The sequence below is a fragment of the uncultured Brevundimonas sp. genome, from assembly GCF_947305955.1.
Lineage (GTDB): Bacteria > Pseudomonadota > Alphaproteobacteria > Caulobacterales > Caulobacteraceae > Brevundimonas.
The window spans coordinates 15,002-29,616 of sequence record NZ_CAMZFB010000039.1 but is presented as its reverse complement, the minus strand read 5'-3'; the positions used below and the strand labels follow the sequence as shown (position 1 = coordinate 29,616).

General features: G+C 62.5%; 20 protein-coding genes. All 20 read left to right on the top strand.

The genetic code is table 11. The features are described 5' to 3' along the window. On the top strand, nt 1-310 hold a 310-nt coding region (locus tag Q0Y42_RS10475; protein ID WP_297803429.1), incomplete at its 5' end, for a hypothetical protein. Further along, the gene (locus Q0Y42_RS10470; protein WP_297803427.1) at nt 252-1,493 is read left to right on the top strand and encodes a phage terminase large subunit; all 1,242 of its coding nucleotides are present in this window, start codon (nt 252-254) and stop codon (nt 1,491-1,493) included. The genes Q0Y42_RS10475 and Q0Y42_RS10470, both read left to right, overlap by 59 nt. A 9-nt stretch (nt 1,494-1,502) precedes the next feature. Beyond that, complete coding sequence (locus Q0Y42_RS10465; protein ID WP_297803425.1) at nt 1,503-3,005, top strand: DUF4055 domain-containing protein; 1,503 nt, start codon at nt 1,503-1,505, stop codon at nt 3,003-3,005. Further along, on the top strand, nt 3,002-3,565 hold the full coding sequence (locus Q0Y42_RS10460) for a hypothetical protein (RefSeq protein WP_297803422.1): 564 nt from the start codon (nt 3,002-3,004) through the stop codon (nt 3,563-3,565). The genes Q0Y42_RS10465 and Q0Y42_RS10460 overlap by 4 nt, the downstream gene beginning before the upstream one ends. A gap of 40 nt (nt 3,566-3,605) precedes the next feature. Further along, complete coding sequence (locus Q0Y42_RS10455) at nt 3,606-4,370, top strand: hypothetical protein (protein WP_297803420.1); 765 nt, start codon at nt 3,606-3,608, stop codon at nt 4,368-4,370. A 102-nt stretch (nt 4,371-4,472) separates the two neighbouring features. Then, nucleotides 4,473-5,462, top strand: a complete 990-nt coding sequence (locus Q0Y42_RS10450; RefSeq protein ID WP_297803418.1) for a major capsid protein — start codon at nt 4,473-4,475, stop codon at nt 5,460-5,462. 57 nt (nt 5,463-5,519) lie between these two features. After that, nucleotides 5,520-5,840, top strand: a complete 321-nt coding sequence (locus Q0Y42_RS10445; RefSeq protein ID WP_297803416.1) for a hypothetical protein — start codon at nt 5,520-5,522, stop codon at nt 5,838-5,840. A gap of 7 nt (nt 5,841-5,847) precedes the next feature. Continuing rightward, the gene (locus Q0Y42_RS10440; RefSeq protein ID WP_297803414.1) at nt 5,848-6,378 is read left to right on the top strand and encodes a DnaT-like ssDNA-binding protein; all 531 of its coding nucleotides are present in this window, start codon (nt 5,848-5,850) and stop codon (nt 6,376-6,378) included. Then, a complete protein-coding gene (locus Q0Y42_RS10435; protein WP_297803413.1) occupies nt 6,375-6,716 on the top strand; it encodes a hypothetical protein in 342 nt (113 codons plus the stop codon). The genes Q0Y42_RS10440 and Q0Y42_RS10435 overlap by 4 nt, the downstream gene beginning before the upstream one ends. Next, on the top strand, nt 6,713-6,913 hold the full coding sequence (locus Q0Y42_RS10430) for a hypothetical protein (protein ID WP_297803411.1): 201 nt from the start codon (nt 6,713-6,715) through the stop codon (nt 6,911-6,913). The genes Q0Y42_RS10435 and Q0Y42_RS10430 overlap by 4 nt, the downstream gene beginning before the upstream one ends. A 2-nt stretch (nt 6,914-6,915) precedes the next feature. Further along, the gene (locus Q0Y42_RS10425; RefSeq protein WP_297803409.1) at nt 6,916-7,920 is read left to right on the top strand and encodes a phage minor head protein; all 1,005 of its coding nucleotides are present in this window, start codon (nt 6,916-6,918) and stop codon (nt 7,918-7,920) included. Nucleotides 7,921-7,924: 4 nt separating this feature from the next. After that, the gene (locus Q0Y42_RS10420) at nt 7,925-8,365 is read left to right on the top strand and encodes a hypothetical protein (protein ID WP_297803407.1); all 441 of its coding nucleotides are present in this window, start codon (nt 7,925-7,927) and stop codon (nt 8,363-8,365) included. Between the two features lie 3 nt (nt 8,366-8,368). Beyond that, nucleotides 8,369-8,764, top strand: coding sequence for a phage tail terminator-like protein (locus Q0Y42_RS10415; protein WP_297803405.1), 396 nt, complete (start codon nt 8,369-8,371; stop codon nt 8,762-8,764). A 59-nt stretch (nt 8,765-8,823) separates the two neighbouring features. Continuing rightward, the gene (locus Q0Y42_RS10410) at nt 8,824-9,303 is read left to right on the top strand and encodes a phage tail tube protein (RefSeq protein WP_297803403.1); all 480 of its coding nucleotides are present in this window, start codon (nt 8,824-8,826) and stop codon (nt 9,301-9,303) included. 61 nt (nt 9,304-9,364) lie between these two features. Further along, nucleotides 9,365-9,772 carry a hypothetical protein gene (locus Q0Y42_RS10405; protein WP_297803401.1) on the top strand — a complete coding sequence of 136 codons (408 nt, stop codon included), beginning with the start codon at nt 9,365-9,367 and terminating at the stop codon, nt 9,770-9,772. A gap of 71 nt (nt 9,773-9,843) precedes the next feature. Then, nucleotides 9,844-10,119 (top strand): hypothetical protein, encoded by a 276-nt coding sequence (locus tag Q0Y42_RS10400; protein WP_297803399.1) that lies wholly within the window; start codon nt 9,844-9,846, stop codon nt 10,117-10,119. Then, nucleotides 10,112-12,841: a phage tail length tape measure family protein gene (locus Q0Y42_RS10395; protein ID WP_297803395.1), complete on the top strand. Its 2,730-nt coding sequence runs from the start codon at nt 10,112-10,114 to the stop codon at nt 12,839-12,841. The genes Q0Y42_RS10400 and Q0Y42_RS10395 overlap by 8 nt, the downstream gene beginning before the upstream one ends. Continuing rightward, entirely contained in the window at nt 12,841-13,434 is a 594-nt protein-coding gene (locus tag Q0Y42_RS10390; protein ID WP_297803393.1) for a hypothetical protein, read from the top strand. Before Q0Y42_RS10395 ends, Q0Y42_RS10390 begins: the two co-directional genes overlap by 1 nt. Before the next feature lie 4 nt (nt 13,435-13,438). Then, nucleotides 13,439-14,128, top strand: coding sequence for a hypothetical protein (locus tag Q0Y42_RS10385; protein WP_297803391.1), 690 nt, complete (start codon nt 13,439-13,441; stop codon nt 14,126-14,128). Beyond that, a complete protein-coding gene (locus tag Q0Y42_RS10380) occupies nt 14,125-14,541 on the top strand; it encodes a hypothetical protein (protein WP_297803388.1) in 417 nt (138 codons plus the stop codon). Before Q0Y42_RS10385 ends, Q0Y42_RS10380 begins: the two co-directional genes overlap by 4 nt. Nucleotides 14,542-14,615: the final 74 nt, after the last annotated feature.

Genomic DNA, 14,615 nt, shown 5'->3' with positions numbered 1-14,615 from the left:
CGGTCGCAGGAAGGGCACGCCCAACAAGGCGACGGCAGACATCAGGGCGCTGGCACAGGTCCACGCTGAGAAGGCCATGACGGAACTGGCTCGGCTGGCAACGAGCGCCGAGAGCGAGGCAGCGAGGGTGGCAGCGATCAAGGAGCTGTTCGACAGGGGCTTCGGCAAAGCCAAGCAGTCTCTGGATCACTCGTCCTCGGACGGTTCGATGGTGCCCAAGCCCTCGCGCATCATTATCGAGGCAGCAACGGATGACGACAGCAAGGATCAAGCTGCCGCCGAAGCTGGCGAGGCTCTACAGCAAGCCTAGAGGGGCACTGCTCCCGAACGGTGAGCGCATCCAGTATCGGGCGAGCTACGGCGGGCGTGGTTCTGGCAAGTCGTTTGCAGCTGCGCAGATGGCGGCAATCTGGGGGTATGCTGAACCGCTGCGCGTGCTTTGCGTGCGAGAGTTTCAAGCCAGCATCCCTGAGAGCTTCCACGCGGAGTTGAAGGCGGCCATATCAGCGGTGCCGTGGCTGGAGAGCCATTACGACGTTGGCCGAGACTACCTGCGCGGCGCGAACGGGACCGAGTTCATCTTTCGCGGGCTGCGGCGCAACACCCAGTCCATCAAGTCGCTCGCCAAGATCGACCTGACCATCGTCGAAGAGTCCGAGGACGTGCCGGAGGAAAGCTGGCTGGCCTTGGAGGCGACGGTGTTTCGTCAGCCCCGCGCCGAGCTATGGCCGATCTGGAACCCACGGGACGAAGGCAGTCCGGTAGATGCTCGCTTTCGCCAGCGCCCGCCGAGCAATGCTCTGGTCGAAGAGGTCAACTGGTCGGACAACCCGTTTTTCCCGCAAGGCATGGAGAAGCTGCGAGCCCGCGAGGAGCAACGACTTGATCCGGCGACCTATGCACACGTCTGGGAGGGGGCCTATCTGGTCAACTCCGAGCGCCACGTCTTCAACGGCAAGGTGCGGGTCGAGGACTTCACGCCAGCCGAGGGCTGGGATGGGCCATACCAAGGCACAGACTTCGGCTTTAGGCCCGATCCTCTGGCTGCTGTTCGTGTCTGGGTGCATGACGAACGGGTGTTCATCGAGCACGAGGCCTACGGCACCGAGGTAGAGATCGACGGGATGGCGGCGTTCATCACGGCCCGCATCCCCGACTTCGCCAAATACGTCACGCGGGCCGACAGTTCGGAGCCCAAGACAATCAGCTACGCCAAGCGCCACGGACTGCCGCTCATGGAGCCGGTGAAGAAGTGGCCCAATAGCGTGATGGAGGGTGTCCGCTTTCTGCGCGGCTTCCGCGAGATCGTCATTCACCCGCGCTGCAAGAACACGGTGCGGGATTTTCGGCTCTACAGCCACAAGGTCAACAAGGCGGGTGACATTCTGCCCGACCTCGAAGACGCCAACAACCACGCGCCCGACGCGGTTCGCTATGCGCTCGCGCCTCTCATCAAGGGAGGAGCGCCCGTCGCGCTGTTCGGCAGATACTAGGAGGGGCATTTGTCCGCACCTGACACCACGTCCTCTGCCTATGACGCGATGAAGCCCTATTGGGACACGGTTGCAGCCATCATGGGCGGCACCGAGGCCATGCGTAAGGGCGGCGAGACGTATCTTCCGCGGTTCGACGGCGAAAGCCTTGAGCGTTACGAGATCCGCCGCAAGCACGCCAAGTTCACCAACATCTTCGGCGACATGATCGAGACGCTGGCGAGCAAGCCGTTCGCCGAGGAGATTACCCTTAAGGACGGCACGAGCGAGACCATCAGGGCGCTGGCTGAGAACATCGACGCTCGCGGCAACCGTCTGGACGTGTTCGCCAAGGCTGTGTTCTCGGCGGGCCTCGCTAAGGGCATTGACTGGGTGTGGGTGGACTATTCTCGCGCGCAGCCCCGCACCGATGGCAAGCCTCTGTCTGTGGCTGAGGAAAAGGCCCAGCGCCTTCGCCCGTATTGGGTGCGCATCCCTGCTGAGCGTATGCTGGCCGTCTATACCGACACGGTGGACGGTGAAGAGCAGGTCGTTCATGCCCGCATCCGAGAGGACGGCGTGCGCCGCGACGGCTACAACGAAGTGGCTGTCGAGCGCATCCGTGTCCTTGAGCGTGAGCCCCTGACGGACGGCGACGGCAAACATATCGGCTATGGCCCTGCCATCTTCCGACTGATGGAAAAGTCTGCTGCTGGTCGCGCTCGCAAGGCAACGTGGACAGAGATCGACAGTGGCCCAATCACGATTGGTGTCATCTCGCTGGTGCCCTTCATCACTGGAGAGCGCAAAGATGGCGGCTGGGAGATCATCCCGCCGTTCAAGCCGGTGGCAGAGCTTCAGGTGGAGCACTATCAGGCCGAAGCGAAGCTGAAGAGCATCTCCGATCTGACGGGCTACCCGATGCTGGTGGGCAAGGGCATCAACCCGCCTATCGGTGCTGACGGCAAACCGATTGCCGCCCCTGTGGGACCGCAAGCCGTGCTCTACGCCCCGCCGCATGGCGAGACGGGCACGTCGGGCGACTGGAGCATCATCGAGCCGAACGGCACTAGCCTGACCTTCCTCGCCAAGCAGGTCGAGACTATCGAAGGCCAGATGCGCGAGCTTGGCCGACAGCCCTTGATCGCCACGACGGGTATCACGGCTGTGGCGGCGGCTTACTCCAGCCAGAAGGCTACCTCGGTCATTCAGGCGTGGGCGCTGTCGCTGAAGGATATGCTCGAGCAGTGCCTGAAGTTCACGGCCATGTGGCTTAGCGAAGCCGTCGAGCCGGAACTGGTGTGGAACCTTGACGACATCGACCTGACGATTGGCGACGAGAACAGCATCAATGCGCTGACGGCCATGCGGGCCAAGGGTGACATCAGCCGCAAGACCTATTGGGCTGAATGCAAGCGCCGTGGCGTGCTGGGTGCCGACTTCGACGCCGACACAGAAGAGGTGCTGCTGGCGAGCGAAGCGCCCGACGAGGACACCGAGGACGACCTGAAGGCCGCCGCGGGTGCCCAATGAAGACGGCCCTCGTTTTAGGGGGCGGTGAAGGGCTCTGGCGGGATGTGGAGCGGGCCTTGCAGCTTGGCTCCTATGACGTGGTGGTGGCCTGCAACGACGCGGCCTCGGTCTGGCCGGGAAGGCTGGATGCGGCGGTGTCGCTTCATGCCGACCGTTTGGCTATGTGGCTGGAGCGGCGTACTTGTGCCGGGCTGCCTCGACCGCTCAACGTCTATGGTCACGAGGAGGCCGAGCGCGAGTTCGGCGACCTGCCATGCTTTACGGGCTTTGTGCCGTATCGCTTTGACGGGCAAGAGGACACAGGCTCTTCCGGCCACTTCGCCTTGAAGGTCGCACTCACTGAGATGGGCGCTGATCGGGCGGTTCTTTGCGGGGTGCCGATGGCTCCCTGTTCTCACTTTTTCGATGCCATCGCGTGGGCAGGCGCAGAGCCCCACAAGCGCGGCTGGCTTCAATCCCTGCATCACATGCGAGGGCGGGCGAAATCCATGAGCGGCTGGACTGCCGAGCTTCTGGGCGAGCCAACGACTGAATGGCTGAGGGGTGATCCTGAAGCCTGACCTAGCGCGGGAAGCGCACATAATCCGGGAAGGAGCAAGCATGAGCCTCAAGGCCGTGTTGGATAAGCTGGACGACGCCCCTGAGGCCGTCCGTGGTTTTTATGCCGAGAAGGATGGCAAGTTCATCCTCAACGTCGAGCCGGTGGGTGGTTACTCGCTGGAGGACGTGGGCGGGCTGAAGAAGGCGCTGGAGACCGAACGCGGCTCTCGTAAGCAGCTTGAGGCCGATGTGGTCAAATACAAGGACCTCGACCCTGACCGCGCCCGCGCAGCCTTGGCCGAACTGGAAGAGCTGAAGAAGCTCGACCCGACCAAGGAAGCTGACAAGATTGCCAACACCAAGTTTGAGGCCGCGAAAGCCCAGCTGGTTGAGGCCCACGGCAAAGAGATTGCCCCGCTGAAAGAGCGCAATAGCAAGCTTGAAGCCACGGTGGATAAACTGGTCCGTCAAGCCCAAGCGACCGCGGCGCTGGCCAACGCCAAGGGCTCGGTCGAGCTGCTCCTGCCGCACGTCCTGCAGCACACCAAGGTCATCGAGACCGAAACCGGCGAGTTTGCCGTGCGTGTTGTGGACGCCAATGGAAATGAGCGCATTGGCGACAACCAAGGCGGGGCCATGACCCTCGACCAACTGGTCGCTGAGATGCGCCAATCTGAAACCTTTGCCCGCGCCTTCGATGGTTCGGGTCACTCCGGCACCGGCAAGCAAGTCGATGTGTCTGGAGGCAAGAACAAGGCTGACGTGGGCGGAACGCGAGAAGAGCGCCGAGCCTACTTCGCCCAGAAACTCGGCCAGTCCTCCTAGGACAGTGCCGCAGCCGCGTCTCGGGGATCGAGGCGGGCAATCAGGGCCGGGATAGCCCTCCCAAAACCCCGAGACAAACCAACAACATAAGGATAAGGACCCATGTCCCTGTCGCACATGAAGGTGTTCAATGACACCTACCAACCGGCCATCATCGAGACGCTTGCTCAGATGGTCGAGAAGTTCAACGAAGCCTCGAACGGCGCGATCCGCCTGACGACCGATGGCTTTGGCGGTGACTTCCTGCAAGAGAGCTTCTTCGCCTCGCTGCACGCAGCGCAACGCCGCGTCGACCGCTACGCCACCAACTCGTCGGCATCGCCGACCGACCTGACCCAGCTGCAACACAACTCGGTCAAGGTCGCCGGTGGCTTTGGCCCGGTTGTGTTCGAGCCGTCGCAGCTGACGTGGCTGAACAAGCCGACCGCCGAGGGTGTCGAGGTCATCTCGCGCAACTTCGCCGAGGCCATGCTGAAGGATCAGCTCAACACCGCGATTGCCGCCCTGGTGGCCGCTCTGTCGGTGGCTGCTGACAGCAAGTTCGATGTGTCGGCCCTGTCGGCTGGCAAGAACGAGATCACTCAGTCGGCCCTGAACAACAGCCACGCGCTGTTCGGTGACGCGTCGAGCAACCTTGTGGCTCAGGTCATGACCGGTGCGATGTATCACAAGCTGATCGGCCAGAACCTCGCCAATGCTCAAGGCCTCTACAACGCAGGCTCCGTCCGCGTTCTGGACGTGCTGGGCAAGGCGGTCATCGTCACCGACGCTCCGGCGCTTTACACCGCACCGGTGACCTCTCCGGCAACCGCTGGCAAGGACCGCGTGCTGTCGCTGGCCGAGGGTGCTGCGATTGTTCACGATGGTGGCGACATCATCTCGAACATCGACACCCGCAACGGCAAGCAGCGCATCGAGACCACCCTGCAAGTGGACTACACCTTCGGCCTCGGCCTGAAGGGCTATGCTTGGGACACCGCCAACGGCGGCAAGTCCCCGACCGACGCCGAGATTGCGACCGGTTCCAACTGGGATCGCATCGCCACCAGCGTCAAGCACACCGCGGGCGTCATCGCCATCGGCAAGGCCTGATGACCATGGGGGGAGGTTTCGGCCTCCCCCCCCCACCCTTCCAGCAGAGAGAAACACATGGCACGCGCCCACAAGGTCAAGGCCGCAAAGGCCCCCGAAAAGCAAGACCTGCCCGCCGCAAAGGGCTTTGAGATTATCTACTCGCAGCAGGACAGCGACTTCGTTACGGGCCGCGCCTACTCGAACCCCCGCTTTTTCACTACGCCGCGCCATGGCGTGAGCAAGGTCTACATCGTCGGTGACTGGCCCAACATCCGCGAAGCCTACGAGGCGCTCGGCGTTGAGGTCGAGCAGCTGGACAAGGCCCCGGAGCCGGAAATCACCGCGCCGCCGCTGAGCGAAGAGCTGGCGAAGACCATCCAAGAAACCTTCGACTGAGGCAGTCATGGCCCTATCCGTTGACCCTGCAACCGCAGACAGCTTTGCTACGCTGGAAGAGGCGAACGCCTATGCTGCGGCCCAAGGGCTGACGGCATGGGCCACGGCTCCCGACAGCCCGCCTGATGCCAAAGAGGCCGCGCTGCGTCGTGCGACCTCGCACCTGTCCGGTGCTTATAACTGGATAGGCAAACGCACCGGTGGCCGCGACCAGACACAGGCGTGGCCTCGTACCGGTGTCACCGACCGCGAAGGCGAGCCCATCGCAGACGATGAAATCCCCGTCGAGGTGAAACACGCCTGCATCATCATTGCCGCCCAGGAGCTTGAACAGCCGGGCAGCATGGATCCGCAGATGATCCCCGCCCAGCGCGTCAAACAAGAGACGGTCGGCCCGATCTCGGTGACCTACGCCGATGGCGGCAATGACCCTGCCGATGTGCGGCCGGTGCTGCTGAAGGTGAAGGACCTGCTGGCTGGCCTCTATCACCCTGACAATGCGGGAACGGCCCTGTTCGGCTCGTCTATGCGCTCATGAGCTTTCACCAAAGGGCACAGGCGACTGCAACGTCGATGATCGCCCGCTATGGACAGGCTGCAGTGCTCCGTAAGGTCACGGCGGGCACCGGCTACAACCCGACCGAAACCACGGCCGACCATGACTGCCAGATCGTCGTGCAGGCCTATCGAAACTTCGAGATCGACGGCACGCGCATCCAAAGCGGAGACAAGCGCGTTCTGGTCTCGCACATGGCTCAAACCCCCACCACGCAAGACCAGATTGTGATTGCGGGCGAAAGTCATGCTATTGTCAGCGTCAAGCCGCTTTCACCGGGCGGTGTTGTGATTATGTGGGAAGTGCAAGCCCGTCTATGAGCAGCCCCAACGCGCTCGCCTCTGCCGCCTTGATGGAACTGATCTCTACCGGTCAGGCCGTGCAGGCGGCTGTGTTGCGCGGAGCGGGGCGCGAAGAGGTCGATGCCCTGCGTGACAAGGCCCGCGATATTGCGGATGCCTACATCGACAACTGCCACAGCGCAGCGCAGCAAGCGGTTGAAATCCTGAAGGACTGACGATGGCCCAAGGAACGCGCCAGAAGGTCTATGAGGCCTTGCTGGAGCGGTACGGGCGCGAGGTAGCCGACGCATTCTTGCGCTCGGTCGATGCCATGCGCTCTGCTGCTGACAGACAGCGCCTGATGGTCGCCATTCAGGCCAATGACCTCGAAGCCGTGCTGGAAGCCCTGCGGGTGTCCGAAGCGGCCTATGAGGACATGCTGGAGAGCCTTCGGGCCACCTACATCGCAGGCGGTAAGGCTGCAGAAGCCATTGCGGCCGACATCGTATTCAGCGCCCGAAACCCCCGTGCCGAGGCATGGCTGCGAGATCATTCGTCTGAACTGGTGCAGCAGATCGTGCAAGACCAGCGCGAGGCTGTCCGAACGGTGCTGACGGGCGCCATGGAGCGCGGTGCCAACCCGACCTCGACCGTCACCCGCCTTGTTGGAGCGACCGATCGTTCCACCGGCAAGCGCGTCGGTGGCGTGCTGGGCTTGACCAATGCTCAGGCGGGCTATGTGGTCAATGCACAGGCAGAGCTTGAGGCGGGCGACCCTGCCTCGCTCAACAGCTACCTAAACCGCGCACGACGCGACAAGAGATTTGACCGGTCCATCGAGAAGGCCTTGGCCAACGGTGAACCGGTCCCCCCAGAAACCATCCGCAAGGCCACGATTGCCTATGAGCGCCGTCTGTTGGCGCTGAGGGCTGAAACGCTGAGCCGCACCGAGGCTATGACCGCGCTGCATCAGGCCCAGCACGAGGCGCTTTTGCAGGCTATCGACGCGGGCAAGGTTAAGGCCAATCAAGTCCGCCGCGTCTGGCGCTGTGCGGTCGATACGCGGGTGCGCGAGAGCCACCGCTTCCTGCACTCCGACAGTGTGGGGCTTAACGAGAAGTTCAAGACGCCTTCGGGTGCTGAGTTGCTGTTTCCGGGCGATCCCTCGGCCCCGGCTGCGGAACGCATCAACTGCCGGTGTTGGGTCGAGCATCGTATCGACTTCCTTGCCAATCTGAGGTGACGCTATGGCTTCGTCAGGCGCCGCGCAAATCACCGCATGGGTCGCCAAGACGAAAGAGCGCATCGCGGCTGTCCGCAACGAAAGCGTTCAGCGGGTTGTGGAGGCCATGCAGACGCCCGTCGGGGCTGGCGGTAATATGCCGGTCGATACGGGCTTCCTGCGGGCCTCTCTGGTCGCCCAGATCGGCTACGGGGTACCGCCTCTAAGGGATAGGCCGGACAGCGACGCCAAGCACAGCTGGAACCCCGTCGGCATTCAACTGGTCCTTGCGGAGGCTGAGGCTTCCGACACCATCACCATCGCTTACAGCGCCAACTACGCCCGACATCAGGAATACGGCACCCATGGTCGAACCGGCCGCCGCTTCGTGGCTCTAGCCGCTCAGCAATGGCCGCAAATCGTCGCCGAAGTGTGCCGCGAGGCGCAGAGCCGCGCAGGAGGCTAACCCATGCAAAAGGTCACAGACGCCCTGCTCTCACGAGTGGGGTCTTTGGTGCTGTCTCCGGTCCTGCCGGTGGCCTATCCGGGCCTGTCGTTCGCCCCGCCGTCCGATGGCAAATATCTGCGGGCCGAGGTGTTCCACAACGCGGCCAAGTGGGAGGGCGCGACCGCGGGGCGCATGGATCAGGGACTGCTGCAAGTCACGGTTGTCTGGCCCAAGGGCAAGCCCACTATCCAGCCGATTACCGTGGCCGATGCCGTGATGGCGCATTTTGCCAAAGGCACCGAGATGGTCAGCCAGGGCCGTAAGGTCACCGTGACCGCCGAGCCCGTCATGGCCACGCCGATCTACGAGGACAGCTCGACGCTGGTTCCCGTCACCATTTCGTGGGCCTCGGCCTGACGAAACGCCCAAAGCCGGGATGGGCACCGGCTTCATCACACATCTGAAGGAGCCATCCCATGGCTATTGCACCTACGACCGGGGCCAAGGTCTATATCGGCCCGACCACTGCTGCCTCGACCGCTTCGGCCTATGCCGCACTGGCCTATAAGGAAATCAAGAACGTCGAGACCATCGGCGGCTTTGGCGACACCGCCTCGGTGATCGAGTTCACCTCGCTGGGCGACGCTCGCGTGCGTAAGCGCAAGGGTGTCCGCAACGCGGGCGATATGACCATCACGGTCGCCAATGACCCGCTGGATCAAGGCCAACGCGCTGTAGTGGCCGCTGAAGCCACCGAGTTCCCCTATGCCTTCAAGGTGGTGCTGGCAGACGGTGCGGATTCCAACGACACCGACTCAACCTTCTATTTCCACGCGCTGGTTGGCGGCGTGCCTCTGTCGGACCTGTCGGCAAACGAGATCGTCAAGCGCGCCTTCTCTCTGCTGATCGACAGCCCGATTATCGAAGTGCCGTCGACGGCCGTATCGGGCTCGTAATCACCAACCTCCCATCAACTCAAGGCCGGGGTCGCGCCCCGGCTTCTTTTAGGAGCAAGTCATGGACTTCGCCCAACTCGACACCTGCAAGCTGGCTGACGATGGCGTTCAGCATCACATTGTCGGCCCTGACGGTGCGCCGCTGTACACCGATGACAAGCCGGTGACCCTCACCCTGCTGGGAGCCGACAGCGCCAAGCTGACTGCGATCAGCAACCAGCACGCCAATGCCATCTTGCGTAATCGCAACCAGATGCAAGTGACGGCCGAACTGGCCATGACGAACGAGATCAAGCGCCTCGCGGCCGCGACGGTCGGCTGGGACGGCATCGTGCTTGAGGGCGAGCCTCTGCCGTTCAGCGAGGACAATGCCGCGATGCTCTATCGCCGCTTTCCTTGGCTGCGCGATCAGGTCCGCACCTTCATCGACGACCGTGCAAATTTCTTGAACGCCTCACCGAAGAGCTAACCCTTTTCGCTGAGGCCGTATTCAGCAAGGCCAAGGGCCAGACCGACCTCGAAGTGCCAGAAGGCGGCGAAATGGTCTGGCAGGCCTTTCTGGACCTCATGGGAACCAGACAGGTCGGCATGGGGGTGGTCGGCCCCATCACCTTCACCGAAATCGCCGCCTACAACGATCTCACGCTGGCCGGTCTTGGCCCCTGGGAGGTCGCCACGATCCGCAAAATGGATCTGGCCGTGATGCGAAAAGCCACCCCCAGCAAATCGACTGACGCCATTTCGACCAAAGACACCAAGGGCGTTGGCGACCTGCTCAGAACTCTAAAGGCGAAGAAGGAGGCTCAGCATGGCTGATCTGGCTGTTTTGGGTATCCGCGTAGAAAGCGACCAGGTTGCGGTCGCTGAAAAGCGCCTTGACGGGATGACCGGTTCGGCAGGCAAGGCCGATGCGGGGTTGGAGGCGCTCGCTAGGGCTGCGCGTCTTGCTGCAGACGGCGTTACGAGAGTTCTGCAATCGATTGATCAGACTCTGAAAAATCTGACTGCATTTGTGATGGCCCAAAAGCAGGCAGAACAGGCGGCGGTTGAAGTCGCTGTTGCAGTAGAGAAGGAGCGCCACGCTGTTGATGCGGCCTCGGCTGCGCATATCCGATATTCGCACTCATTCAAGGTGGCGACAGAGGCGGCTAACTCCGCCTCTGTCGCGATCGTTAACGCGACACGCGAGATCGGCCAAGCCGATAGCCACATCGCGGCTTACCACGCTCACCTGCGGTCATCTGTCCCGCAAGTGGACGATCACGTCTTAGCGTGGCGCAGATACCAACAACAGCAGAGCAAGGTGCAAGGGGCTGTTAAGCTGACCGCTCATGATATGCTCAACCTGACGCGACAAGGCGCGGATGTGGGCGTCACGCTCGCCATGGGGATGAACCCTCTGATGGTGGCCTTGCAGCAGGGACCTCAGCTTTTTGACGGCCTGCAGGTAGCGGCCATGCGTTCCGGGACGACAGTGGGCGCGGTCGCTAGAGCAATGGGGGCGGCTATATGGGCAGCTCTCGCACCCTTGTTGCCCATCATCGCAGCTATTGCTGCTACTGCTGCGGTGATGGCGGCGACAATCGGTCTTGCGGCTCGCTCGATGAACAAGGAGTTCGGCGACCTGACCAAGGGCATGGGGCTGACGGAAAAGCAGCTCGAAAAGGTCGAGAACAAGGGCGTCACCATGGGCGACGTTGTTGTCGGGACGCTGAAATACATCGGAAAGTCGATCTACGAGGTGATCGAGCCTGCCGTGTCGAAGATCAGCGAATGGTTCAGCAAGGCCATGGACTGGACGGCCGACATTCTCGTGAATGCCAACAAGATCATTGTCGGCACCTTCCTCGGCTCATTTCGCGCCATCAAGGCCATCTGGGGCGACCTGCCGAAGGTCATGGGTGATCTGGCTATTTCGGCAGCCAATGCCGTGATTGGCGCAATCGAGGCCATGATGAACAAGGCCGCGGCGATGTATAACCGCTTCCTGCCGCAAATCCGCGTGCTGATGGCTGCCTCGGGCAATATCACAGGTGCCGCTAGCGCAACGGAAATCAAGCCGGTCAATATCGACCGGATTGCCAATCCCTATTCAGGAAGCGCACGGCAAGCTGGCGAAGATATGGGGCAGGCCTTCGTTGAAGGGGTTATCGAAGGTGTTGCCTATGTTGATCGCCAAATCGATGGCCTGCGCGACAGTATCCGTGAGACAGCACAGGACCGTATCCGTCGAGAGGCTGGAGACCCCGAGCGCCGTCGTGAGCGGAGGGGCCGCAAGGGCAAATCCGAAGAAGAGCGCCTGGCCGAAGAGATCAAGCGCTACATCGACAGCCTGAAGGAGCAGGCGGCAACGCTGGGCATGAACGCCATTGCGGCCAAGCAGTGGGAGATCGCCCAGAAAGCCGCTCTGGCTCCGACTGCAGCCCTGCGCGAAGAGGTCGAGCGTGCGGGAGCTGCGCTCATCGACAAGATGAAGGCCGAGGTCGCCAACACCAAGGCCATGGATGACCAGATCGCGCTGATCGAGCTGGAAGCGCGCCTGATCTCGGCGACCAATGAGGAACGGGCGGTAGCCATCGCCCGTCTGGCCGAAGAACAGCGCCTGCGGGCCGAGGGGCTTACAGAAGCCGACGAAGGTTACGCCCGCGCTATCGAGCGTGCCGGTGATCTGGCCCGCGCCCAGGAGCGCCTGCGACAGGAGCAGGACCGCTATAACGACAGCCTGCGCCTGACGCTGGACCTTGCCCGCCTTAACGATGACGCCATGCGCGACATCGCCGGTGGCCTGCGCGACGTGTTCGGTGAAGCAGGCGGCGCTATCGGCGGGATGCTGACAGGGCTCACCGGTCTGCAGGCCAAGCTGGCCGAGATCGAAGAGCGCCGTCAGGAGATGACCCGCAACGGCACCCTGACGATGGAGCGCGAAATCCTGCTGGAACGCGAGCGCGGCATGGCCACGTCCAAGGCCTATGGCGACATGCTGTCAGCGGCCCGCGGCTACTTCCGTGAGGGCTCAGACGGCTACCGCTTCCTGCTGGCTATCGAACAGGTTTACCGCGCACAGCAGATGTTCGGCATGATGCAGTCGATCCTTTGGAGCAAGAAGGAAACGGCTTCCAAGATCGCCGACAACGCCGCGCAGGCCAAGTCGGGAGCGATTGTCGCCTATGTCAATGCGATCAAGTCCCTGCCCTTCCCTCTGAATCTTGCGGCCGGTGCGGCTACCATCGCGGCTCTGGCAGCTATCGGCCTGAAGATCGCTGGTGGCTCGAAGGGCGGCAGCATCAGCGAGGCGCAAGCAACCAACGACAACAGCGCAAGCCTTGCCACAAGTGCGGTGTCAGCGGTCGGGTCTGTGGCGGCCCAACGCCTCGAGGTTCGCGTGACGGCCGACCGTGAGGGCCTGAATGCCTATGTCGCCAGCACGGCCCGCGAAGTCGCTGCCCCCATGGCCGTTCAGGCAGCCACGACGGCCGTGGCGATGAACCGCCGTGAACAAGTCGCCGCCCAGCGCCGCGCCAGACAGAGCTTCGGATAATGACAATCGCACTTCCGACAGACGTTATCCCGACGTCTATGACGCCGCGCCTGATTTCGCGCAGGCGTGACCTTACGCCGACGTTCGGAGGGCCGGTGACGCGCATCCAGCGTCTCGGCTCGCGCTGGGCCATCGACTTCGAAATGCCGCCGATGGCCTATGTGCAGGCGATGAAGTGGATCGCCGCCCTGACGGCGGGAGAGGGCGACACGGTATCGATCAAGATTCCGCAGCCCTTCTTCGATGTCGGTTCACCCGGCACGCCGCTGGTCAACGGTGGCAGCCAGCTCGGCACCTCCATCAACATCGATGGCCTGTCGTCGACGTACAAGGCGCACGCGGGCCAGTGGTTCAATCTGACGGCCTCCAGCCGCAGCTACCTTTATCAGGTCGCCGAGGACAAGACGGCCGCGTCGGGCGTGATGGCGGGCCTGAAGTTCAATCCCATGATCCGCCGATCTCCAGCTGATAACTCGGCCGTCAACTTCGCCGCGCCGGTTATCGAGGGCTGGCTGGGCGGCAACGACACCAGTTGGACCGTCGATAACGCCATGTGGACGGGCATCAAGTTCACCATCGAAGAACGCGAGTAAAATCATGGCATTGAACTCGTCTTTTGAGGCTGCACTGATAGGTGCGGCCCCATTGGTGTGCCTGTTGCTGGAAATCGTGCTTCCCGACCACACCATCCGTGTAACCGATGGCGCGGCCCAGATCGTTTTCAACAGCAAGACCTACCAGCCGGAAGACAGTGTCTATGGCGTGCTGGATCAGATCGAAGGTGTCGGGGAAAGCCTTGGCACCGAAGCTCCGCGCCTTCAGTTCACCTTTCTACCGGCCTCTTTGCCCGCTCTTGCCGACCTGACCGATCCGACCAATCAGGGGGCATCCGCGAAGGTGTGGTTTGCCGGCGTAAACCCCGCGACCGGATTACTGATCGGCGAGCCGGAACTGCTGTTCAATGGCGAGCTGGACACCATTGAGGTCACGGCCGAGGAAAACCGCACCGTCATCACCTTCGACGTGGCGTCGGCGTGGGAGCGGCTATTCGCGGCCAATGAGGGCAACCGCCTGAACTTCTTCTTCGTCAACGGCCTGTTCCCCGACGCCTACGGCACCGAATACGTGACCAGCATCCAGCGCGACTTGCCGTGGAACTACAACGCGGCCCGCCCTCGCGTGGTCAGCGACAACATCGGCGGCGCGCCTGCCGAATGGGGCGGCGTGCCCATCGGCGGCGGCCAACTCCCCACAACTCGACCGATACCGGACCGAGCACCCCTATGACCCATACCATGGTGAAGCGCGTGGAAGCCGTCGAGGCGACCATAGCGCGATTTAACGGCAAGCCGCTCGCTTACGGCAAAGACGACTGTGCTCGCATGGCCTATTTCGCCATTCGTAAGCATGGCGTCAAAACCCCGATCCTGAAGGCTGGCGCGTACTCTTCGAAGGTCGGCGCAGCCCGCGCTCTGAAGCGCATGGGCGTGAAGGACGTCATCGAGGCGGTGCGCCTGCTGGAACTGCCCGAGATCGCCCCTGCTGCGGCGTTGCCGGGGGACATTCTCGCCCTGCCCGCTGAGCACTTCGGGGGTGCGCTAATGGTCTGCGTCGGAAATGGGCGAGCCTTCGGATACTTCGACGGCAAGTTCCAAGTGGGCGTGCCCGCCATGTTTGAAGCTGCTTGGAGGTCATTGTAATGGCTGACCCTATAAGCGCGGCTGTGACAGCGGTTGTAACGGCAATAAACTCGGCTTTTGTGGGCGTAACCGCC

Coding starts and splice junctions, on each gene's coding strand:
- Q0Y42_RS10445 (WP_297803416.1), top strand. CDS start 5,520: ATGGCACGCGCCCACAAGGTCAAGGCCGCAAAGGCCCCCGAAAAGCAA.
- Q0Y42_RS10460 (WP_297803422.1), top strand. CDS start 3,002: ATGAAGACGGCCCTCGTTTTAGGGGGCGGTGAAGGGCTCTGGCGGGAT.
- Q0Y42_RS10450 (WP_297803418.1), top strand. CDS start 4,473: ATGTCCCTGTCGCACATGAAGGTGTTCAATGACACCTACCAACCGGCC.
- Q0Y42_RS10415 (WP_297803405.1), top strand. CDS start 8,369: ATGCAAAAGGTCACAGACGCCCTGCTCTCACGAGTGGGGTCTTTGGTG.
- Q0Y42_RS10440 (WP_297803414.1), top strand. CDS start 5,848: ATGGCCCTATCCGTTGACCCTGCAACCGCAGACAGCTTTGCTACGCTG.
- Q0Y42_RS10405 (WP_297803401.1), top strand. CDS start 9,365: ATGGACTTCGCCCAACTCGACACCTGCAAGCTGGCTGACGATGGCGTT.
- Q0Y42_RS10395 (WP_297803395.1), top strand. CDS start 10,112: ATGGCTGATCTGGCTGTTTTGGGTATCCGCGTAGAAAGCGACCAGGTT.
- Q0Y42_RS10380 (WP_297803388.1), top strand. CDS start 14,125: ATGACCCATACCATGGTGAAGCGCGTGGAAGCCGTCGAGGCGACCATA.
- Q0Y42_RS10385 (WP_297803391.1), top strand. CDS start 13,439: ATGGCATTGAACTCGTCTTTTGAGGCTGCACTGATAGGTGCGGCCCCA.
- Q0Y42_RS10400 (WP_297803399.1), top strand. CDS start 9,844: ATGGTCTGGCAGGCCTTTCTGGACCTCATGGGAACCAGACAGGTCGGC.
- Q0Y42_RS10420 (WP_297803407.1), top strand. CDS start 7,925: ATGGCTTCGTCAGGCGCCGCGCAAATCACCGCATGGGTCGCCAAGACG.
- Q0Y42_RS10435 (WP_297803413.1), top strand. CDS start 6,375: ATGAGCTTTCACCAAAGGGCACAGGCGACTGCAACGTCGATGATCGCC.
- Q0Y42_RS10455 (WP_297803420.1), top strand. CDS start 3,606: ATGAGCCTCAAGGCCGTGTTGGATAAGCTGGACGACGCCCCTGAGGCC.
- Q0Y42_RS10470 (WP_297803427.1), top strand. CDS start 252: ATGACGACAGCAAGGATCAAGCTGCCGCCGAAGCTGGCGAGGCTCTAC.
- Q0Y42_RS10390 (WP_297803393.1), top strand. CDS start 12,841: ATGACAATCGCACTTCCGACAGACGTTATCCCGACGTCTATGACGCCG.
- Q0Y42_RS10425 (WP_297803409.1), top strand. CDS start 6,916: ATGGCCCAAGGAACGCGCCAGAAGGTCTATGAGGCCTTGCTGGAGCGG.
- Q0Y42_RS10410 (WP_297803403.1), top strand. CDS start 8,824: ATGGCTATTGCACCTACGACCGGGGCCAAGGTCTATATCGGCCCGACC.
- Q0Y42_RS10430 (WP_297803411.1), top strand. CDS start 6,713: ATGAGCAGCCCCAACGCGCTCGCCTCTGCCGCCTTGATGGAACTGATC.